The organism is Rhodoferax potami, from assembly GCF_032193805.1.
GTDB lineage: Bacteria > Pseudomonadota > Gammaproteobacteria > Burkholderiales > Burkholderiaceae_C > Allorhodoferax > Allorhodoferax potami_A.
The window spans coordinates 2811357-2831601 of the sequence record NZ_JAVBIK010000001.1; the positions used below are offsets into that span (position 1 = coordinate 2811357).

The 20245-nt window shown below is 57.7% G+C and carries 20 protein-coding genes; 9 read left to right on the forward strand and 11 right to left on the reverse strand.

Annotation, left to right across the window (positions count from 1 at the left end):
• Positions 1-68: 68 nt before the first annotated feature.
• From folE to RAE19_RS13575, 3 genes are all read left to right on the forward strand, one after another.
• Positions 69-770, forward strand: coding sequence for a GTP cyclohydrolase I (gene folE, locus RAE19_RS13565; protein WP_313875389.1), 702 nt, complete (start codon positions 69-71; stop codon positions 768-770).
• A 4-nt stretch (positions 771-774) separates the two neighbouring features.
• A complete protein-coding gene (locus tag RAE19_RS13570; protein ID WP_313875390.1) occupies positions 775-1197 on the forward strand; it encodes a BLUF domain-containing protein in 423 nt (140 codons plus the stop codon).
• Between the two features lie 211 nt (positions 1198-1408).
• Positions 1409-2245, forward strand: a complete 837-nt coding sequence (locus tag RAE19_RS13575) for a DUF429 domain-containing protein (protein WP_313875391.1) — start codon at positions 1409-1411, stop codon at positions 2243-2245.
• Positions 2246-2268: 23 nt separating this feature from the next.
• Here the strand turns inward: RAE19_RS13575 and RAE19_RS13580 are convergent, their stop codons facing one another.
• From RAE19_RS13580 to gpmA, 5 genes are all read right to left on the reverse strand, one after another.
• Positions 2269-3105: a MinD/ParA family protein gene (locus RAE19_RS13580; RefSeq protein WP_313875392.1), complete on the reverse strand. Its 837-nt coding sequence runs from the start codon at positions 3103-3105 to the stop codon at positions 2269-2271.
• Complete coding sequence (locus RAE19_RS13585; protein WP_430962539.1) at positions 3105-3899, reverse strand: GGDEF domain-containing protein; 795 nt, start codon at positions 3897-3899, stop codon at positions 3105-3107. The genes RAE19_RS13580 and RAE19_RS13585 overlap by 1 nt, the downstream gene beginning before the upstream one ends.
• Positions 3900-3997: 98 nt before the next feature.
• Entirely contained in the window at positions 3998-4759 is a 762-nt protein-coding gene (locus RAE19_RS13590) for a HesA/MoeB/ThiF family protein (protein ID WP_313875393.1), read from the reverse strand.
• 7 nt (positions 4760-4766) lie between these two features.
• A complete protein-coding gene (locus tag RAE19_RS13595; RefSeq protein WP_313875394.1) occupies positions 4767-6203 on the reverse strand; it encodes a S41 family peptidase in 1437 nt (478 codons plus the stop codon).
• 114 nt (positions 6204-6317) lie between these two features.
• The gene (gpmA, locus tag RAE19_RS13600; RefSeq protein WP_313875395.1) at positions 6318-7061 is read right to left on the reverse strand and encodes a 2,3-diphosphoglycerate-dependent phosphoglycerate mutase; all 744 of its coding nucleotides are present in this window, start codon (positions 7059-7061) and stop codon (positions 6318-6320) included.
• Positions 7062-7165: 104 nt separating this feature from the next.
• Between gpmA and RAE19_RS13605 the strand changes: the two genes are divergently transcribed.
• The 4 genes from RAE19_RS13605 to RAE19_RS13620 all read left to right on the forward strand — a co-directional run bounded on the left by RAE19_RS13605 (position 7166) and on the right by RAE19_RS13620 (position 9488).
• Positions 7166-7573, forward strand: a complete 408-nt coding sequence (locus RAE19_RS13605) for a rhodanese-like domain-containing protein (RefSeq protein ID WP_313875396.1) — start codon at positions 7166-7168, stop codon at positions 7571-7573.
• Positions 7574-7604: 31 nt separating this feature from the next.
• Positions 7605-7868, forward strand: a complete 264-nt coding sequence (grxC, locus tag RAE19_RS13610; protein WP_313876242.1) for a glutaredoxin 3 — start codon at positions 7605-7607, stop codon at positions 7866-7868.
• An 84-nt stretch (positions 7869-7952) separates the two neighbouring features.
• Entirely contained in the window at positions 7953-8408 is a 456-nt protein-coding gene (secB, locus tag RAE19_RS13615) for a protein-export chaperone SecB (protein WP_313875397.1), read from the forward strand.
• A 54-nt stretch (positions 8409-8462) separates the two neighbouring features.
• Positions 8463-9488 (forward strand): NAD(P)H-dependent glycerol-3-phosphate dehydrogenase, encoded by a 1026-nt coding sequence (locus RAE19_RS13620; RefSeq protein WP_313875398.1) that lies wholly within the window; start codon positions 8463-8465, stop codon positions 9486-9488.
• A gap of 2 nt (positions 9489-9490) precedes the next feature.
• Here RAE19_RS13620 and cphA (RAE19_RS13625) read toward each other — a convergent pair whose 3' ends face one another.
• Both cphA (RAE19_RS13625) and cphA (RAE19_RS13630) read right to left on the reverse strand, forming a co-directional pair.
• Positions 9491-12064, reverse strand: coding sequence for a cyanophycin synthetase (gene cphA, locus RAE19_RS13625; protein ID WP_313875399.1), 2574 nt, complete (start codon positions 12062-12064; stop codon positions 9491-9493).
• 8 nt (positions 12065-12072) lie between these two features.
• Positions 12073-14247, reverse strand: coding sequence for a cyanophycin synthetase (cphA, locus tag RAE19_RS13630; RefSeq protein WP_313875400.1), 2175 nt, complete (start codon positions 14245-14247; stop codon positions 12073-12075).
• Positions 14248-14428: 181 nt separating this feature from the next.
• Here cphA (RAE19_RS13630) and RAE19_RS13635 point away from each other — a divergent pair, with 181 nt between their 5' ends.
• Both RAE19_RS13635 and RAE19_RS13640 read left to right on the forward strand, forming a co-directional pair.
• Complete coding sequence (locus RAE19_RS13635) at positions 14429-16687, forward strand: ABC transporter ATP-binding protein (RefSeq protein WP_313875401.1); 2259 nt, start codon at positions 14429-14431, stop codon at positions 16685-16687.
• Entirely contained in the window at positions 16684-17175 is a 492-nt protein-coding gene (locus RAE19_RS13640) for a DUF1854 domain-containing protein (RefSeq protein WP_313875402.1), read from the forward strand. The genes RAE19_RS13635 and RAE19_RS13640 overlap by 4 nt, the downstream gene beginning before the upstream one ends.
• 125 nt (positions 17176-17300) lie before the next feature.
• Here RAE19_RS13640 and RAE19_RS19460 read toward each other — a convergent pair whose 3' ends face one another.
• From RAE19_RS19460 to RAE19_RS13655, 4 genes are all read right to left on the reverse strand, one after another.
• Positions 17301-17519, reverse strand: a complete 219-nt coding sequence (locus tag RAE19_RS19460; protein ID WP_430962540.1) for a DUF1569 domain-containing protein — start codon at positions 17517-17519, stop codon at positions 17301-17303.
• Positions 17520-17544: 25 nt separating this feature from the next.
• Positions 17545-18369, reverse strand: coding sequence for a pantoate--beta-alanine ligase (gene panC / locus RAE19_RS13645; protein WP_313875403.1), 825 nt, complete (start codon positions 18367-18369; stop codon positions 17545-17547).
• Positions 18370-18375: 6 nt separating this feature from the next.
• Positions 18376-19278, reverse strand: a complete 903-nt coding sequence (gene panB, locus RAE19_RS13650; RefSeq protein ID WP_313875404.1) for a 3-methyl-2-oxobutanoate hydroxymethyltransferase — start codon at positions 19276-19278, stop codon at positions 18376-18378.
• A gap of 104 nt (positions 19279-19382) precedes the next feature.
• Positions 19383-20231 (reverse strand): segregation and condensation protein A, encoded by an 849-nt coding sequence (locus RAE19_RS13655; protein WP_313875405.1) that lies wholly within the window; start codon positions 20229-20231, stop codon positions 19383-19385.
• Positions 20232-20245: the final 14 nt, after the last annotated feature.

Here is a 20245-nt window from a genome sequence, read left to right on the forward strand (position 1 = left end):
TTTTGCTAAAAACATTAAAAGTCAATCACTGGTACCATGGCGAGACTTTCATGACATCAAAATCCCCTATGAGCTCTACAGACGCGCTGGAAGGAACTCCGCTTTCCACCCAAATCCGCCAACGATTGAAAGCCGCCCGCAAGCGCTTTCACGCAAACGACAACATTTCTGAATTCATTCAGCCCGGCGAGCTCGAGACTCTGCTGGATGAGGTCGAAGTGCAAATGCGCGGTGTGTTGAACAGCTTGGTGATTGACATTGAAAATGACCACAACACCGACAACACCGCGCGGCGTGTGGCCAAGATGTATCTTAATGAGGTGTTTCGTGGCCGTTATGTGCCGGCGCCCACGATCACTGAATTCCCCAACGTCGGTCACCTCAATGAGTTGATGATCGTCGGCCCCATTACGGTTCGCAGTGCATGCAGCCACCACTTTTGCCCGGTGATCGGAAAAATCTGGATCGGTGTGATGCCCAATGAGCACACCAATGTGATCGGTTTGTCCAAATACGCGCGCTTGGCCGAGTGGATCATGGGGCGTCCCCAGATCCAGGAAGAGGCTGTGGTGCAACTCGCCGACCTGATCCAGGAAAAGACCCAGCCCGATGGCTTGGCCATCGTGATGGAAGCCAGCCACTATTGCATGGCTTGGCGCGGCGTCAAGGACATGGACAGCAAAATGATCAACTCAGTCATGCGCGGAGTCTTCTTGAAAGACCCAAACCTGCGTCGTGAATTTCTCTCCCTCATTCCCCAGAAAGGCTAATGCCATGTTGGTTCGTTTGCTTTACGCCAGCCGCGCGATTGACTCTAATCCCGATGCGATTGAGGCCATCCTTTCACAGTCGCGCAACTACAACCCGACGTGTGGCATTACCGGCATCCTGTGCTACGGGGGCGGTATTTTCTTGCAGGCCATTGAAGGCGGGCGCATGGCCGTCAGTGAGTTATATGGCCATATCCAAAAAGACACCCGTCACAAAGACGTCGTGTTGCTGCACTACGAGGAAATCACGGAGCGCCGCTTCGGTGGTTGGACGATGGGACAGGTCAATATGTCCAAAATCAACACCAACATTCTGCTGAAGTACGCAGAGCGTCCAGAGTTGGACCCTTACTCGGTGTCTGGCAAAGTGTCTTTGGCACTTTTGGAAGAGCTCATGGCCACGGCCTCCATCATCGGGCGTGCTTGACTCCCGGTTGACGCTGGACAGGCCTGGGGTGGGCTTGTCGCGGTGTTGCATCGACCTGTTGGGATGCCAGCAACTGAGCTAGCCTGAGGGCATCTCACATATTCGCTTGATGTAGTTGGGCAAAGGCGTGGGCCGCTGCCCGGCTACCGCACTTGCCGGCCTTTCTACTTTCTAAATACTCAAGGGTGCAGTTGATAGCTCCGGGGTTCCTATGGGTGTACTGATCGGTTGTGATTTTTCCAGTAGCCCAACCAAGCGCAAAGGTATCGTGTGCGCCAAGGGGGCACAGGCCGGCGGTCGGTTGGTACTGCAGGGTTTGGAGAAACTCGCGTCTCTGGATGAGTTTTCCGCTTACCTTGAGAGTGAGCCGTCGTGGCTTGGTGCCTTCGATTTGCCCTTTGGCTTGCCGCGTGAGCTGGTCGTGGCAATGGGTTGGCCTCGGGATTGGGAAGCCTGCATAAGGCATTACGCAGCCTTGGGTCGCGATGACATCCGTACAGCTTTTGCTGCGTTTTGCGATGCGCGCCCTGCGGGTGGCAAGTTTGCCCACCGCGCGACCGACTTTCCCGCGCAGTCCAGCCCCTCCATGAAGTGGGTCAACCCACCCGTAGCATTCATGCTGCATGCCGGCGTACCCCGTCTGATGGCTGCCAACGCGTATTTCCCGGGCTTGCAAATACGGCCAACAAGGCCAGATGCCGATCTTCGGGTTGCGTTGGAGGCTTACCCCGGCTTGATCGCAAAAGCAGTGTTGGGGAGCCGAAGCTACAAGAGTGATGAAAAAGCCAAGCAAACACCTGAACGGTTGATTGCCCGCAAAGACCTGGTCAACGCGCTCGAAATGGGTCAGACCCGATGGGGCGTTCGTCTCAAGTTGAGCCACGCCCAGCGTGACGCTCTGGTGGATGACCCTAGCGGAGACAGCTTGGATGCTGTGCTTTGCCTGGTGTTAGCCGCTTGGGCAGAGCTGCGCCATATAGCGGGGGCGCCGCTTTATGGCTTGCCGCCCACCATGGATCCACTGGAAGGCTGGATAGTCTCAGCCTAGGTAGTGCCAGGCCAGCGCAAGTCTTATTCGGCTTTGAGACCCACCGTTTCTTCGACTTTGACTGCCAGCTGAGAAATTGCAAGCGCAGCGGGGCTGCCGGGCATGGCTTGTAGCAACAGCTGGCGTCGCATGATTGCTTGGCGTACTGCAGGGTCCGCTGGGATGTCTCCCATGTGAACCAATTTCACGTGTTTACCCGTGTCGGTGGTGACAAAACGATCCAACACCTGCTGCAGTTGGGTGGTTATCGCGCGCCCATCGCCCAAGCGGGCGGTCTGGTTGATGACAAGACGAATGGTCTGTCGTTTCTGCTGCCCCACCAGTACCTTGATAGTGGCATAGGCATCTGTGAGGGAGGTAGGTTCCGGAGTAGCTACTACCATCACTTCCGCAGCAAGAGAGACTGCGAACAACACCACGTCAGAAATCCCGGCGCCGGTATCGAGAATGACAACGTCGTAATGCGGTACCAAGCCATTCATGATCCGCAGGAAGTCGCCGCGTACCTCGGGTGTGAGACGTGAGTACTCCACCATCCCCGATCCAGCCAGCAGCACTGAGAAGCCTCCGGGGGCACGAATGATGGCCTCTTCCAATTTCGCTTTGCCGGTGAACACATCGTGCAAGGTGATTTTGGGGTAAAGGTTTAAAACCACATCCAAGTTGGCGAGACCGAGATCGGCATCGAGCACCAAGACCCGCTGGCCTCGTTTGGCCATGGCTGCAGCCAAGTTGGCAGATACAAATGTTTTACCGACGCCGCCTTTACCGCTGGTAACCGCGATGACTTTGCCAGATGGTTGCGTCGGCAACCCGGTGTTGCCCTCGGCAGAATGGGGTGGGTTTAATACGTCAGACATCAGAATACCCTCTGCATGGGGCCTGCACCCGTATTGTTGGGTGGTTCATTTGAAACGCTTTCAATCCACGCGGGATCACCCAAAGACAGGTGACCGAACAAGAGATTTTTTTCTTCGGCACTGACATAGATCTCTTGTTGTTGGTCGAGGAAGATACGGTTGCGCCCCTCTTTTTTTGCCCGATAGAGTTGCAAATCGGCGCGCTCCGACCACAGTGCGCCCGTAGATCGCACCCATTCAGGTGCGTATGCACCACCAATACTGACGGTCACTTTGATACTCAGGCCGGGAGCAATTTGAATGGACAGATTTTCAATTTGTGCCCTGATCCGCTCCGCAACGACCTTGCCGTAACCTGTGTGGCAACTCGGCAGCATGACAGAAAACTCTTCTCCGCCCAATCTGGCGACCGTATCCATCGGCCGGACACATCCAGTCAGAGTTTTGGCAATGACTTGGAGCACTCGGTCGCCAGCCTGGTGGCCGTAAGTGTCGTTCACCTTTTTGAAGTGATCAATGTCGAGCATCAACAACAGTGCGGGCTCCCCTGAGCGGGCCACCACATCAATAGACCGCTCCAGAACCCCCGAGAAATGGCGCCGATTCGCCAGTCCGGTCAGTGGATCTCTCAGGGACAGCTCGCACAGGCCATCGATAACGGCCTGCAAATAAGCTTCAGGGGAGTCCACTGCTGAGGGAAGTGACACGGTGTTGTCGTGCTCCAAAAGCGCTCGTGCGTTCTCTAGCCGCAAATGATGCAGCTGTAAGGCAGGGGAGGGGTTTTGTTTTTCCACGATCAGGTTTTGGCGTGTTTCAAAGTCTAACAGGAAGCGTTGATTTCCCCGATCTCCACGGCGAACACCTTGGGGTTAAAAAGACCGGCTATCTCAGGCTAATTGTGGCCACTGGAGGTTCCGCAAACAGTGCAAGCGGTATTGCGGGGCAGTCGCATATCGCTCCATTCCATGGACAGTGCATCCAGCAACAAAATCCGGCCGCTCAAAGTGCCCGGAACTTGCAGCAGCAGTTTGAGCGCTTCAGCCGCTTGCATGGCACCGATGATTCCGACCAGCGGTGCAAAAACACCCATGGTGGAGCATTGAGTCGCCGGTGGCGCGTCGTCGGCTGGGAACGCGCACGCGTAGCACGGTGCGTTATGGGTGCGATGGTCAAAGACGGTGATTTGCCCGGCAAACCGGATAGCCGCTCCTGAAACGAGTGGCACCCGATGCCGGACACACGCCGCATTGACTGCTTGGCGGGTTGCGAAATTGTCACTGCAGTCCAGTACCACATCCATCTGCGCCACGTGAGCCATCAGCCAGTCGGTATCGGCTCGAATTTGCAAAGGATGGACCTGGGTCAGCGGGTTTATAGCAGCAAGACTGCCGGCCGCAGAAGCCACTTTGGGTCGGCCAATCGCATCCGTTGAGTGGATGATTTGCCGCTGCAAATTGGTCAGGTCAACAACATCGGGGTCTGTCAGTGTGATCTGACCGACTCCCGCAGCCGCAAGATACAGAGCAGCGGGGGCACCGAGTCCGCCCGCACCCACAATCAAGACATGACTGTCGCAAATCCGGGTCTGTCCTTCGATCCCGATTTCATCGAGCAAGATGTGCCGCGAATATCGCAGCAGTGCCTCGTCCTGCATCGGCGGGTCAGTTGTCTTTGGCTTCTTCTTTGCGTTCCACCTGGGTCTTGCTGACCAGAACAGGCTTGCCCTTCAGGTGGTTGATGGCCTGGATCAGCTGAAAGTCTTTGTCTGAACCAAACTCAGGCACTTTACGCTCCGAGGCGGGTTTGCGTGACTCTTCCTCCAAGCGCTTCAGTGCTTCCTCACGGGCTTTTTCGCGAGCGGTGTCCTTCTTCTCTTCGCCTTGTCCGCTGGAGAGGTGCTTTTCCAAATCAGCCTCGCGCATACGCAATGCCGCGAATGGACTGCCCTCTTCGGTTTCATCCACCATCAAGTCTGGCACGATGCCTTTGGCTTGGATGGAGCGCCCGTTGGGCGTGTAATACCGTGACGTCGTGATTTTTAGACCGGTGTCAGGGCCCAAAGGCCGGAAGGTTTGCACCGAGCCTTTGCCGAATGACTGGCTACCCATGATCGTGGCGCGTTTGTGGTCTTGCAATGCGCCTGCCACGATTTCACTGGCGGATGCCGAGCCTTCATTGACCAGCACCACCACAGGTACTTTCTTCAATGCAGCAGGCAGTGTTTTCAAAGCTTCTGCACCCGACAGGCCGCGAATATCACTGGCGGTAGCCCGCAAGACTTGCTTGCTTTCCGGAGTCTGGCCGTTGGTGGATACCACCGTCACGTTATCGGGCAAGAAAGCCGCCGACATGGCCACCGCTGCAGTCAGCAGGCCACCGGGGTCGTTGCGCAGGTCTAGCACCAAGCCTTTGATTTTCGGGTCTTGTTTGTAGATTTCGTCCACTTTCTTGGCAAAATCTTCGAAGCTGCGCTCTTGGAATTGACTGACGCGTATCCAGGCATAGCCTGGCTCCACCACTTTTCCACGGACGGATTGCTGCTTGATTTCTTCCCGAATGATCGTGACCGGGAAGGTGCGATTTTCTTCCTTGCGGAATATGGTCAGCAGCACTTTGGTATTGGGCTCGCCCCGCATCCGCTTCACGGCTTCGTTCAGGGTCAGCCCTTTGACCGCGGTGTCATCGATTTTGGTGATCAAGTCATTGGTTTTGAGGCCAGCGCGGAAAGCCGGAGATCCTTCAATGGGTGAGACGACTTTGACAAGGCCGTCTTCTTGGGTAATTTCGATGCCGACACCCACAAACTTTCCGGAGGTACCTTCCCGGAATTCTTTGAATGCCTTTTTATCGAAATACTGAGAATGAGGATCAAGACTCGCGACCATCCCAGTGATGGCGTCGGTGATCAGCTTTTTCTCGTCTACAGGTTCCACATAGTCACTCTTGACCATTCCGAATACGGTCGCAAGCTGCTGTAGCTCTTCCAGCGGCAATGGGGCGAGTGAATTGCGCGCAACGGTTTGCAACGAAACGGTGGTGAGTGCACCAGCAACAACCCCTAATGCAACCCAGCCGGTGATTTTTAGTTTGTGACCCATAGTTTTTCCTGTGTCGTCTCAATATACACCTTGGAGTTGCAACCCTCGTACCAGTTCCGCGAAGACCTGCAAAAACGCCCGCGGTAGCGGGCGTTTAGTGAGAATCTCCGGGGATCAGGCCTTGCCCTGGGATGCAACTGCTGCCGCTGCCTTGGCTGCTGCCTCCGCATCGCCGAGGTAGTAGTGGCGAATCGGCTTGAGGTTTTCGTCGAGCTCGTAAACCAATGGAATGCCATTGGGGACGTTGACGCCGACGATGTCATCGTCAGAAATGTTGTCCAAGTACTTGATCAATGCGCGGATCGAGTTGCCGTGCGCTGCCAGCACGATGCGCTTGCCTGCCTTGATGGCAGGGGCAATCGATTCATTCCAGAAGGGAATTACACGGTCTACCGCGTCTTTCAAGCATTCTGTGAGCGGGATTTGTTCCGCAGGGAGCTTGGCGTAGCGGATATCTGAGCGTTCGCTGCGGGGGTCTGTGGCCTCCAGCGCAGGTGGCGGGGTGTCGTAGCTTCGGCGCCATACCAAGACTTGCGCGTCGCCGTACTGTTTGGCCATATCGGTTTTGTTCAAACCCTGCAAGGCGCCGTAGTGGCGTTCATTCAGGCGCCAGCTGTGCACGACCGGCAGCCATGTGCGGTCCATTTCATCGAGTGTGTGCCACAAAGTGCGGATGGCGCGCTTGAGCACGCTGGTGTAGGCTACATCGAATTCATACCCCTCAGCTTTGAGCAGTCGCCCTGCATTTTTGGCTTGTTCAACCCCGGTAGGTGTGAGGTCTACATCGGTCCATCCGGTGAAGCGATTTTCAAGATTCCAAGTGGATTCGCCGTGGCGTACGAGGACTAATTTGTACATGGGTGTGCGTTCAAACGTTGATAAAACCGGCCGGAGTGTCCGTCAGCTGGAGGAGCTCCATTCTAAAATGGCGTCTCCGAGCCAAGTAACCAAGAAGGAACAAAGTGAAATTTTTTATCGATAACTGGATGCTGATCGCGATCGCACTGTCGTCTGGCGGCTTGCTGCTGTGGCCCGTGTTCCAGGGCGCGACTGCAGTGGGCATTGACTCCGGCAAGGCCATTCAGTTGATTAACCGTGAAAAAGCCAATGTGGTGGATGTGTCTGACGCTGCCGAGTTTGCTGCCGGTCATATCGTTGGTTCCAAGAATCTCCCGCTCGCTGACTTGGAGGCGAAGCTCGCAGGCGCCGTGAAAAACAAAGGCTTGCCCTTGGTGCTGGTTTGCCAAAGTGGCGCGCGCTCTGCCAAGGCAGTCAACATTGCCAAGAAACTGGGTTACGAGCAGGCCCAATCGATGCAGGGTGGGCTGAAAGCGTGGAAATTGGCTAACCTTCCAGTTGAAAAAGCCTGATCCGGGCTGACGATCTAAAGGAATGAGCTCCATGCAAGCCGTGAAGATGTACACCACCGCTGTCTGCCCTTACTGTGTGCAGGCCAAGCGCATTTTGAAATCCAAAGGCGTTGACACGATCGAAGAGATTCGAGTCGACGCCAACCCCGATGAGCGCATGAAAATGATGGAGCTCACCGGACGACGCACGGTGCCCCAAATTTTCATTGGGGATACCCACGTGGGCGGTTGCGACGATTTGATGGCGCTGGACAGCAGCGGCGGCTTGCTGCCTTTGTTGGGCGCTGTAGCCTGACATAATTCTCACCAACGAATTCTGTTTTCGTAGCCCGTCGGCGTTGTGCCGGCGGGCTTCTGTTTATCTAGAGAGACCTCAGACATGGCTGACCAAGATCCCGTTTTCCAGATTCAACGCGTCTACCTCAAGGAGGCGTCGTTGGAGCAACCCAACTCTCCTGCGATTCTGTTAGAGCAAGAGCAGCCATCCGTAGACATCCAGCTCGGCGTTGAGGCAGCTCCTGTCGCAGACGGCGTTTACGAAGTGTGTGTGACGGCTACCGTGCAGACCAAAATCAAAGATAAAACCGTTTTCTTGGTAGAAGCCAAGCAGGCCGGAATTTTTGAAATTCGCAACCTCGGCCAGGAACAACTGAGCCAGATCATGGGTATTGCTTGCCCGCAAATCGTGTACCCCTACTTGCGCGGTAACGTGGCGGACTTGATTCAACGCGGTGGTTTCCCACCGGTCCACCTCTCGGAAATCAACTTCCAGGCCATGTACGAGCAGCAGCAAATGGAAGCTGCAGGCGCTGCTGCGGGCACTTTGCCGCAATAACGTGGTTCAGAGAGGTTTAGGCCTCTCGCCCACGTTTTATCAGCGCAAGTAGCTATGAAAATCATAGTAATCGGCGCAGGGGCCTGGGGTACGGCGCTCGCCATCAGCGCTGCCCGTAATGAACGGCAAGCGCACGCAGTGACCTTGTGGGCGCGAGATGCTGTTGCGGTGCAGCAGATGGCGGCAGAGCGCGTGAATCATCGCTACTTGCCCGGTTGCGGCTTTCCGCCGGCTTTGAATGTCACGAACGAAGACATTTCCAAGCTGTTGGCTCCGTCGGATGGTCGCAGCTTTGATCTTGTGATCATCGCTACGCCCATGGCCGGGTTGCGGTCGACCTTGCAACAAGTGGCCCAGACGCAGTGCACTGTGGCTTGGTTGTGCAAGGGATTTGAAGCGCCCTTGGAGCCGGGTGCGCCCGGTTTGCTGGGGTACGAAGTTTTGCAGTCCGTAGCCCCCCATTTGCAAGCGGGGGTATTGAGTGGACCTAGCTTTGCCCAAGAAGTGGCAGCCGGACAACCAACTGCTTTGGTCGCCGCGAGCCCGCATGAGTCGGTGCGGCGCTTGCTGGTCGAGGCCTTTCACAGCCCTGAACTTCGTGTGTATGCCAATGAAGACGTTGCAGGGGTCGAGGTTGGCGGTGCAGTGAAAAATGTGCTGGCGATCGCAACCGGCTTATGCGATGGCCTTCATCTCGGGCTGAATGCACGTGCCGCCCTGATCACCCGCGGATTGGCAGAAATGACCCGGCTTGGCATCGCACTCGGTGCGAAAGCAGAAACTTTCATGGGTCTGAGCGGCTTGGGAGATTTGGTCCTTACCGCCACGGGTGACCTGTCGCGCAACCGCAAGGTGGGCCAAGCCTTGGCAGCCAACAAAACGCTGGAGCAGGCAGTGGCGGAATTGGGCCATGTGGCCGAAGGTGTGTACAGCGCGCGTACCGTATGGCAGCGCGCCAGCACCTTGGGTGTACCGATGCCGATCACCCAGGCGGTGGTGGGTTTGCTGGACGGGCAGTTAAAAGCCCATCAGGCAGTCGCTGCGCTGATGGGCCGGGGGCCGGTTTCCGAGGTTTACTAGGCTCAGGTGTCGCTGGCCACTTTGGCGGCGATGTGGGCCATCGCCTCCCCGACCTGATCGACCAAAACCAGGCACAACTCTCCGGGCTGGAGTTTGTTCATGGCTGAGTCGATCGCAAGAAACTCGCCGAACACTTCGGATTGTTCTTTGGTTCGCTTAGCGTTGACCAAGCCTTCGCGCAGCAAGGCTAGTACCTCGCCATCATTGCGGCCCCGTTGGCATTGGTCTTCGAACATCACGACTTCGTCAAAGGCATCGCCCAGGATTTCTGTTTGCTGGCGGATATCTTGGTCGCGGCGGTCGCCAGCGCCACTGATCACGACAGACCTGCGAGTAGCCGGCAAGGCTTGCACCGCTTGCACGAGCGCCAGCATCGCATCAGGGTTGTGGCCGTAATCGGCGATCACGGTGGCACCCCGGTACTTGAACAGGTTGAATCGGCCTGCAGCGTTGTGACTGTCATTGGAAAAATTGGCCAAGCCTTTGCGAATCACATCCCACGAAATACCCAAAGACCAAGCCGCTGCCACGCTGGCCATGACGTTGTCGACCTGGAAGCCGATTGCGCCGTTCAGGGTGATAGGCACTTCGCTCAGTGCAATCGTTTGTAGCGTGTCGCCTTTGCTGGCCACAATGTTTCCGCCCTCCACGTAGACGACGGCTTGGCCTTGTGCACGGTGGGTGGCCATCACAGGATGGGTAATGTCCGCCGCAAAGAAAATGACTTCTCCTTTGCACTTGGGTGCCATTTTTGCCACGATCGGGTCTGCGGCATTGAGCACTGCGGCACCGGTGGGCGCGACGTTTTGCACAATGACACGCTTGAGCACGGCCAACTCGTTGACGGTCGTAATGAAGTTCAAGCCGAGATGGTCACCACTACCGATGTTGGTCACCACCGCTACGTCGCAGTGGTCAAAAGCCAAACCTTCCCGAAGAATGCCACCGCGCGCCGTTTCCAGCACTGCGGCATCGACGTCCGGGTGTAGCAACACGCTCTTGGCACTCTTGGGGCCGCTGCAGTCACCTGTGTCGATGCAGTCGCCGTTGACGTAAACACCGTCGGTATTGGTCATGCCGACTCGCATGCCGTTCTGATTCAGCAAGTGAGAGATCAGTCGCACCGTTGTCGTTTTGCCGTTGGTGCCGGTCACAGCCACGATGGGAATGCGACCGTTCTGGCCTTTTTTGAACATGCTGCCGATGATGGCTTCGCCCACTGCCCGGCCTTTACCAAAAGAGGGCGACAAATGCATGCGCAAGCCAGGTGCTGCGTTGACCTCGACAATGCCGCCGCCTTGCTCTTCCAGCGGGCGGAGAATGGTGTCACACACCACGTCAACACCGCAGATATCCAGGCCCACCATGTGAGCGGCAGCGATGGCGCGAGCGGCAACATCCGGATGCACATCATCCGTCACGTCTGTGGCGGAGCCACCGGTCGAGAGATTCGCGTTATTGCGCAAATTCACCCGTTGGCCTTTGGCGGGCACCGAGTCTGCGTTGAAGCCTTGATTCGCGAGGGTCGTTTTCGCGATTTCATCAAAACGGATCTTCGTGAGCGAGGTGGAATGCCCTGAGCCGCGTCTTGGGTCGGCGTTCACCTGGGCCACCAGTTCCGCAATGGTGTGCACCCCATCGCCCACCACTTTGGGCGGGTCCCGACGGGCTGCCGCAACCAATTTGTCGCCTACCACCAGCAAGCGGAAATCATTACCCGGCATGAAACGTTCCACAAGAACGTCATCGCGGAATTCTTTGGCGACCTCAAAAGCCCGGATCAATTGTTCCCGGCTGGTGATGTTGACGGTGACGCCTTTGCCCTGGTTGCCGTCGTTGGGCTTGACCACGACGGGCAAGCCGATTTCTTGAGCTGCAGCCCACGCGTCATCCGCATCGACCACAGAGCGCCCACCGGGCACCGGCACACCCGCAGCAGACAACAGCTTTTTGGTGAGTTCCTTGTCTTGTGCGATGGCTTCGGCGATCGCGCTGGTCACATCCATTTCAGCGGCTTGGATACGACGTTGTTTGCTGCCCCACCCGAGGCGCACCATGCTGCCCTCGGTCATGCGGCTGTAAGGGATGCCACGTGCCACTGCGGCGTCCACAATAGAGCCTGTGCTTGGCCCGAGGCGTACATCTTCATCCAGCTCTCGCAGGGCCTCAAGGGCAGCTTGCAAGTCAAAGGGCGTGTCGTGCAGCGCGGAGTTGCAGAGTTTTTCTGCCCACTCCATGGCCAAGTGGCCGACTTCCTCTTCGCTGTATTCCACAACCACCTGGTAGACGTGTTTGTCAACCGTCGGTGTGGTGCAGCTGAAGGTCACTGGGCAGCCGGCTTGGGCTTGCAATCCCAAGGCGACCAACTCCAAAACGCGCGCCAAAGACACGCTCTCCAAGTGACCAACCGGTTGGAAGGGGCTGACCTCCGGAAAGCGCGCCCGGAGTTTGGCCTCAAAGCCCGGGATGGAGGACACGGCGTCCTCTTCCGCGGTGCAAATCACAACCGATTGAATGGCTGTGTGGTGGCTCCACAAGTTGGGGCCGCGTAATGCGCGAATGCGGGTAACTTCCATGGCTGAGCTCAGTAAGGTGTTTTCTTGGGGGTGGACTCGAAGGTGCGCAAACCGGCACCGATCAACTCCACCGGGATGTCGAGTGCCCACGCTGCGCTGATAGCTGCCATGACCATCTCCGGCTTTTCCGCTTTCGCAGGCTTGAGGGTCGAGAGTGGGATCATGGAAATATCCTGATCGCCTTGCGCAAGGACGATTTCTCCGGCGCGCAGAAACACGGTTCGCCCGCCTTTGCTGCGGTGCGTCTGTATAGCGGGTGCTGTCTCATCCAGGGCATAGAAAATGACCTTGCCGTCACACAGCTCAGCCAGCTCTACCACTTGCGCGTCTGCCGCATTGAGCACCGCAGTTCCGCTGGGCAGCACCACGTCGACTTGTGTTCGCGCTACTTTGTAAGCCTGCTCCGCATCCAGAATGTCGAACTCCACCAGATCTTGGGTGTTGCTGATGTCCGTCACCACGCCCACGGCACAGCGGTCGTAGGCCAAGCCCTCTGCCAGGATCATGCGGCTGCTGTTTTCAAACACCGCCGCTTGCACCGAGCGGTTGATCAGCACGCGCTGGCTCGGTTCCCAATGGGCACTGTCACGACTGTCGATTTGGCGCCCGTCGAGGTACAGGCCCTCGCTGCACGCCAGGCCCACATGCTTGCCGCTTATGTGCACCAGCCAGGCAATCAGGCGCGCAAGCCTGCCCGTATGTTGGGTGCCGGTGACCCCGATCACAGGAATCCGCGCTTCCGCGTCCGGTGTGAACAGGTGCTCCACGATGGCCTTGCCGACATTGCGTGGAGTACCCACTGCTGGTTTGATGTGAAACAGCAAGCCAGGGCTGGCATTGACCTCGATGACCGCGCCGCGCTGGCTCTTGAGGGGTTTAGAGCAGTCTTCTAGCACCATATCAATGCCGGCAATATCCAGGCCCACCACCCGCGCAGCCAGTGCCGCAGCGGCGGCCACTGTGGGGTGAACTTCGTCAGTGACGTCCCACGCGACGTTGCCATTGCGCTGAATCAAAACACGTTGCCCACTCGCCGGGACCGACTCAGGTGTAAGCCCTGCACGGCGCAACACCAGTTGGACCTCCGGGCTTTTCTCGGGTTCTATGGGTGAGAGCGGCAATTCTTCGGCTTCGCCACGGCGGGGGTCGCTGTTGATTTGGGTGTTCACCAATTGGGTGACGGTGGATTGGCCATCACCGGTGACCCACGCAGACTCTCCACGGGCTGCTGCAACTACCTGTTTGCCCACCACCAACAGGCGATGCTCATTGCCGGGGATGAACTTTTCGACAATCACACTGCCGCCGCTTTGCTCTTTGGCCACATGAAAGGCGGTCTCTACACTGGCTTGGTCGGATAGGTCCAGTGTGACACCCCGCCCATGGTTCCCATCGTAGGGTTTGACGGCGACGGGCAAACCAATATCTTGCGCTGCTTCCCAGGCTTTTTCAGGAGAGTTCACCAAAGTGCCTTCCGGCACCGGCACGCCACAAGCCTTCAGCAGGCTTTTGGTCAGATCTTTGTCACTGGCGATTTCTTCTGCAATGGCAGACGTCTGGTCGGTTTCTGCCGTCCAGATCCGGCGTTGTGCAATGCCGTAACCCAGTTGGACTAGGTTGCCCTCGGTCAATCGAATAGACGGAATGCCGCGATCGGTGGCCGCATCCACAATATTGGAGGTGCTGGGCCCGAGACACAGGGAGTCGACCATGTCGCGCAACTCGGTCAATTGGGCTTCGAGGGCATAGGCGGTGTCATTGATGGCGGCCATGATCAAATCGCGGGCCACCACCAGCGCCTTGCGTCCAATTTGCTCTTGGCGGGTGCGGAAGGCTATTTTGTAGACCCCGGGCTTGGACATCTGGCGCGCTTTGCCAAAACTGGTCTGCATCCCGCTGAGGTTTTGAATCTCAAGGGCCACATGTTCCATGATGTGGGCTGCCCATGTACCTTCACGCAAGCGCTCCAGAAAGCCGCCGCGCACCCCGGGACTGCATTTGTGCTCAATCAAGCCGGGTAGCCAAGTCGTCAAGCGCTCGTAAAAGCCGGGCAGCGTGTTGGAAGGGAAGTCTTCCAGCTCACCGATGTCCACCCAAGCCTCGATCACCGGGCGATAGGTCCAGATATTGGGGCCACGAAGGTGTGTGACCCGCAGGATTTCAATATTTTTCTTGGCTGTCATGGCTTATTGGGAAAGAGCGGTCCACCATTGTTACGCGCAATGCGTTGAGTATTCTCGCTCACAGAAGCGGCTCACTTCGACTGCTGTGCGCTTGCGCGTAGTATCGACGGCCTGAAGATGGGCGGCCCGTGAGGCCCGCCACTTTGAAAAACTGACTCAAATTCATCCTTTTTTGCGATCCATGACTTCCGAAGCCCCTGCTTTTTCTGCGCTATCCGGCGATTTGCCTTCTGCCTGGCGGGAAGCGGTTCAAAAACAACTCCGTCCCCATGAGAACGTCTTGGCTGCGCTGGAGGTTGACCTTGACCAACAACTGCACTTTGTGAAGGGGCTGGTGCTGCTCACCAACCAGCGGTTGCTCGCCTGTGAGGGGTCAACGCAGATTTGGTCTGGTTGGGACTTGCAGGCCGGCCAGACACTGCTGCATCACGATCATGCTGGTGTGGGGCACCTGAACCTGGTGGACGCCAGCGCGTTGCGCGGCAGTTGGCGGTTTACCCTGGGGCAGAACCTGCAGGCGATTCGCTTGGTCGATCAATTCCATTCCCAGCTGGAAAGCACCGTGTCCGGCAAGCCTCTTGCCCAAGCGCTCACACAGGTGTGCCCGAGTTGCAAGGCGCCGTTGGACCCTGAGCAGGAAGAGTGCCCGGTGTGTACAAAAGTGGTTCACACGCCGCCCAGCACTTGGACTTTGTTTCGCCTGTGGCGGTTTGCGCGGCCCTACCGCGGGCAGCTCCTCCTCGGCTTTTTCCTGACGCTGTTGGGCACTGCGGCCAATCTGGTCCCGCCGTATCTGACGATGCCCCTGATGGACAACGTATTGATCCCGTTCCAGAACGGCCAAAAAATTGATCCGATGTTGGTGGGCATGTACATGGGTGGCTTGCTCGGGTCGGCACTGCTGGCGTGGGTGTTGAGTTGGGCCAAGACGTACATCCTCGCGCTTGTCTCGGAGCGTATTGGCGCCGACTTGCGCACGACGACCTACGAACACCTTTTGCGCTTGTCGCTCGAATACTTTGGTGGCAAGCGGACCGGGGATTTGATGTCGCGCATCGGCAGCGAAAGTGACCGGATCTGCGTGTTTTTGTCGCTGCACCTGTTGGACTTCGCGACCGATGTGATCATGCTCACGATGACCGCCATCATCCTCTTCTCCATCAACCCTTGGTTGGCGGTAGTGACCTTGGTGCCGCTCCCTTTCATTGCCTGGATGATCCACTTTGTGCGGGATCGCCTGCGCACCGGGTTCGAGAAAATCGACCGTGTGTGGGGTGAGGTGACCAATGTGTTGGCCGACACCATCCCCGGTATCCGGGTAGTAAAGGCGTTTGCGCAAGAGACCCGCGAAGCCAGCCGCTTCCGTGAGGCCAACAAGCACAACTTGGTGGTCAATGACCGCATCAACAAAATCTGGTCGCTGTTTTCGCCCAGCGTTTCGTTTTTGACCGAGCTGGGCCTGCTGGTGGTGTGGGCGTTTGGTATCTGGCAAGTGTCCAAGGGTGAGATTACTGTGGGCGTTTTGACGGCATTCATTGCCTACATCAGCCGCTTTTACGGACGCTTGGATTCCATGAGCCGTATTGTGTCGGTGACCCAAAAGTCAGCTTCTGCAGCCAAACGAATCTTTGACATTCTGGACCACGTATCCAGCGTGCCAGAGCCGGTGAACCCGGTTCCGATGGGCAAGGTCCAGGGCAGCATTGAGGTGCGCGATGTGGGCTTCCGCTACGGCAATCGCGAGGTCAACCGCGGCATCAATCTGAAAATCGCCCCCGGAGAAATGGTGGGTCTCGTGGGCCACAGTGGTTCCGGCAAAAGTACGCTGGTCAATCTGATTTGCCGTTTCTACGACGTATCAGAGGGCGCAATTCTGGTGGACGGTGTGGACATCCGCTCGTATGCCATTTCGGACTACCGCCAGAACATTGGCCTCGTGTTGCAAGAGCCATTTTTGTTCTTCGGCACGATTGCCGACAACATCGCATACGGCAAGCCTGATGCGACCCGTGCGCAAATCATCGCAGCAGCTCGGGCGGCCCATGCCCACGAGTTCATTTTGCGTTTGCCCCAAGGGTACGACTCCATGGTGGGTGAGCGCGGCCAAGGCCTGTCCGGCGGCGAGCGTCAACGTATCTCGATTGCGCGTGCGTTGCTGATTGACCCCCGGATACTGATCCTTGATGAGGCAACCTCGTCAGTGGACTCAGAGACCGAGAAAGAGATTCAAAAGGCGCTGGAGAACCTGGTACAAGGCCGCACCACGATTGCGATTGCGCACCGCTTGTCGACCCTGCACCGTGCGGACCGCTTGGTCGTGCTGGATCGCGGCAAGGTGGTAGAGGAGGGCACCCATGATGCGCTGATGGCGACCGAGGGTGCGTACTTCAACCTGTACCAAGCGCAAGCCCGCAACAACTTGATTGAGGAGGCCGCATGAGCGCGCTCTACACCGTGACCGCCAGCCGCTTTGCGCTGGAGCGCAACCCTTTTGGCAAGCTGGTGCTGACCAATGAAGCCGGGGAGCGCTTTGAAGGCGTGGCGCCCGTGCGCGCCTTTCCGATCCAGTCGCCCGAGGACGGTATCTCGATCGTGAGCCAAGACGGCAAAGAGGTAGGCTGGGTGGATCTGCTTGCCGATGTTCCACAACCCGCACAAGACCTGATTCGCGCGGAATTGGCCACCCGTGAATTCATGCCGGTGATTGAGCGTATCGTGTCGGTGACCAGCTTTTCAACGCCCTGCACTTGGTCGGTAGAAACCAACCGCGGGCCTACAGACTTTGTGCTGCGGGGTGATGAGGACATCCGCAGGATTGGCAAAGGCAACGCCTTGTTGATCGCCGACGCACATGGCATTCAATACCTAGTGCGGGACCAGTTTGCCATGGATGCCCAGGGCAAAAAAATTCTCGACCGCTTTTTGTGATGTTGCCTGCCAAATCAAGCTGGGTGCGGTAACCGGACCGTTGTGACGCATTCCAAGGTTTCTGCCCGGGCGCAAGCTCGGGCTTTTTTCATGGTGGCCCTGCCGCGCGTGTGGTGAGTCAGGCTTTACGTTTGAACCCCGACAGGTGCTGTGTCAAATGCATGGTATACGCCTGTTCGTAGTCCGTTTTGCTTAGTGCGCTTTTGGCTAAACGGAGTTGCATCTTCAACCATGTTTTGAAACATGGCAGATGTGGGCTCCGGGAACCCGGTCATGGAGAACTCAATGCTCTGCGCGCAATGCTTGAGGGTCTTGCTCAAGGACCAAACAGCGTTGGAGTCCACCAGTGCAGCTAGCCCAAGGCCCTTGTCAAATTTCCATGTTGTCGATGAGGCGTGTGCTACCCAAGCGGGCGGCCGCTAGCACCACTTTGGCATCGCCTGCCTGTGGGGCCTGCAGGTCTGACTGGCGGCGCACAGCCACGTAGTCGGGCATCCAACCGGCGGCGCGCAGCGATTGCATGCCGTCGTTTTCCAGCCGCGCGAGGTCGGTTTCGCCGGAGCGCACGGCGCTCACGATGCCGCGCAAGATGCTCGACAACAACAAGGCCTCTTCCCGCTGTGCCGGAGTCAGGTAGCCATTGCGACTTGAGAGCGCCAAGCCTGCCTCGTTACGCTGGGTCTCACCGCCGACCACGTCGATCGGCAAAGCGAACTGCTTGACCATATTGCGGATCACCATCAGCTGCTGGTAGTCTTTTTTGCCGAACAGGGCGGTACGCGCTTGTGTGACTGCCAGCAACTTCATGACCACCGTACACACCCCGATGAAAAAACCGGGGCGGAAGTGGCCTTCCAGGATATCTGCCAGCTCAGTCGGAGGGTGCACCTTGAATGTTTGCGCCTGAGGGTAAAGCTCGCTCTCTTTGGGGGCAAACACAATATCGCAACCCGCCGCTTCCAGGTGTTGGCAATCTGCTTCCAGGGTCCGGGGGTAGGTGTCGAAATCCTCGTGCGGTGCAAATTGCAGCCGGTTCACAAAGATGGTGGAAATCGTCACGTCGCCCAGCGGCTTGGCCTGGCGCACCAAGGCCAAGTGCCCTGCATGCAAGTTGCCCATGGTGGGCACGACGGCTGGGTGACGGTACTGGCTGAGTGCTTCGCGTAGCTCAGAAATAGTGTGAATCAGTTGCATCGTTTCTCACCACGCGTGAACAGCGTCGTCCGGAAAGCTGCCGTTTTTGACTGCGGCCACATAGGCTTCCATGGCTCCACGGATACTGGTGGCTTCCAGCATGAAGTTACGCACGAACTTCGGGTTTTTGCCCAGGTTCACCCCCAGCATGTCGTGCAGCACCAGCACTTGACCGGCGGTGCCTTTGCCGGCTCCGATACCGATCGTGGCGCAGTGCGGCAATTCGCGGGTCAGCTCGGCAGACAAGGGGGCTGGCACCATCTCTAGCACCACCATGCTGGCACCCGCGTCTTGCAGTTCGTGGGCCTGCTTTTTCATGATGTCGGCAGCCGCATCACCGCGACCTTGCACTCGGTAGCCGCCGAGGGCGTGCACGGTCTGCGGCGTCAGGCCCAAATGGGCACACACCGGGATGCCGCGCTGCACCAAGAACTGCACTACCTCGGTAGTCCAGCCACCGCCTTCGAGCTTGACCATGTGCGCGCCTGCCTGCATGAGCACGCTGGCACTGCGGATGGCTTGCTCTTTGGATTCCTGGTAGCTGCCGAAGGGCAAGTCGCCAATCAGCCATGCGGTGCCTTGGGCACGGCGCAGGCCGCGGGCCACGCTCTCGGTGTGGTAGGCCATGTCTTCGAGGGTGACGCCCACGGTGCTGTGGCGTCCTTGGCAGACCATGCCGAGGGAGTCACCTACCAAAATGCACTCCACACCTGCCGCATCCGCCACTGCCGCAAAGGTGGCGTCGTAGGCGGTCAGCATGGTGATTTTTTCACCCCGGGTGTGCATCTCTTGGATGCGGGGCAAACTGATGGGCTTGCGTGTGGACGGCGCTGACGCAGGGGGCAGCGTGCCGTAGGGAGTCGCGTTGGTTGCGCTAGAGGCTTGTTCACCGGTCGGGTTCAGGGCCATGGGGGACTCCAAAAATCGGGATTACAAATCGGGCTTGCCGAGGGTTTGGCGAAAGTGGGGCGAATACTAACCGCAGTTGCGAGCCCTGAAATAGAGAGCCCCGTTCAGGTAGGTGCATAGGCCAGGCGCACATAGATCGGCGCGAAGGCCTCCGCCTGGGTGATTTCGATCAGGGTTTCTTTCGCCAGCTCCAGCAGGGCGATGAAGGTCACCACCAGCACCGGCGTGCCTTGGGTCGTGTCAAACAAGTCTTCGAAGCCAACGAAACGCTGACCCTGCAGCTTTTTGAGCACGATGCTCATGTGCTCGCGCACCGAGAGCTCTTCGCGGCTGATCTTGTGGTGCTGCACCAGCTTGGCCCGCTTCAAGATGTCGCGCCAAGCGCTTTGCAGCTCCTCCACTCCCACATCCGGAAAGCGGGGTTTGAGGCTCTGCTCGATGTAGACGTTGGCTTTTAAAAAATCCCGTCCGTATTGCGGTATCGCGTTCAGCCGGGCGGCTGCCAGCTTCATTTGCTCGTATTCGAGCAAGCGGCGCACCAATTCCGCTCGCGGGTCTTCGGCTTCTTCGCCCTCAGCCACCTTTTTGGGCGGCAGCAACATGCGCGATTTGATCTCAATCAGCATGGCTGCCATCAGCAGGTACTCGGCCGCCAGCTCCAAGTTACGTTTGCGGATTTGCTCCACATAGACCAAGTACTGCTTGGTCACGCTCAACATCGGAATGTCGAGGATGTTGAAGTTCTGTTTGCGGATCAGGTAGAGCAACAAGTCCAGCGGCCCTTCGAAGGCCTCCAGAAACACCTCCAGCGCATCCGGCGGGATATAGAGGTCCTGCGGCATGGCGAACAAGGGCTCGCCGTACAGGCGCGCCAACGCCACTTGGTCCACCACCTCGGGCATTTGCCCGAGTTCGGCGACTCCGGTGGGTGCGCCGGTGGTGTCGGTTGTCATTTTGCTATCAAATC

Bases quoted from the DNA above. Each gene is read 5' to 3' on its own strand.
- folE (WP_313875389.1), top strand. From the start codon at position 69: ATGAGCTCTACAGACGCGCTGGAAGGAACTCCGCTTTCCACCCAAATC.
- RAE19_RS13570 (WP_313875390.1), top strand. From the start codon at position 775: ATGTTGGTTCGTTTGCTTTACGCCAGCCGCGCGATTGACTCTAATCCC.
- RAE19_RS13575 (WP_313875391.1), top strand. From the start codon at position 1,409: ATGGGTGTACTGATCGGTTGTGATTTTTCCAGTAGCCCAACCAAGCGC.
- RAE19_RS13580 (WP_313875392.1), bottom strand. From the start codon at position 3,105: ATGTCTGACGTATTAAACCCACCCCATTCTGCCGAGGGCAACACCGGG.
- RAE19_RS13590 (WP_313875393.1), bottom strand. From the start codon at position 4,759: ATGCAGGACGAGGCACTGCTGCGATATTCGCGGCACATCTTGCTCGAT.
- RAE19_RS13595 (WP_313875394.1), bottom strand. From the start codon at position 6,203: ATGGGTCACAAACTAAAAATCACCGGCTGGGTTGCATTAGGGGTTGTT.
- gpmA (WP_313875395.1), bottom strand. From the start codon at position 7,061: ATGTACAAATTAGTCCTCGTACGCCACGGCGAATCCACTTGGAATCTT.
- grxC (WP_313876242.1), top strand. From the start codon at position 7,605: ATGCAAGCCGTGAAGATGTACACCACCGCTGTCTGCCCTTACTGTGTG.
- secB (WP_313875397.1), top strand. From the start codon at position 7,953: ATGGCTGACCAAGATCCCGTTTTCCAGATTCAACGCGTCTACCTCAAG.
- RAE19_RS13620 (WP_313875398.1), top strand. From the start codon at position 8,463: ATGAAAATCATAGTAATCGGCGCAGGGGCCTGGGGTACGGCGCTCGCC.
- cphA (WP_313875399.1), bottom strand. From the start codon at position 12,064: ATGGAAGTTACCCGCATTCGCGCATTACGCGGCCCCAACTTGTGGAGC.
- cphA (WP_313875400.1), bottom strand. From the start codon at position 14,247: ATGACAGCCAAGAAAAATATTGAAATCCTGCGGGTCACACACCTTCGT.
- RAE19_RS13635 (WP_313875401.1), top strand. From the start codon at position 14,429: ATGACTTCCGAAGCCCCTGCTTTTTCTGCGCTATCCGGCGATTTGCCT.
- RAE19_RS13640 (WP_313875402.1), top strand. From the start codon at position 16,684: ATGAGCGCGCTCTACACCGTGACCGCCAGCCGCTTTGCGCTGGAGCGC.
- panC (WP_313875403.1), bottom strand. From the start codon at position 18,369: ATGCAACTGATTCACACTATTTCTGAGCTACGCGAAGCACTCAGCCAG.
- panB (WP_313875404.1), bottom strand. From the start codon at position 19,278: ATGGCCCTGAACCCGACCGGTGAACAAGCCTCTAGCGCAACCAACGCG.
- RAE19_RS13655 (WP_313875405.1), bottom strand. From the start codon at position 20,231: ATGACAACCGACACCACCGGCGCACCCACCGGAGTCGCCGAACTCGGG.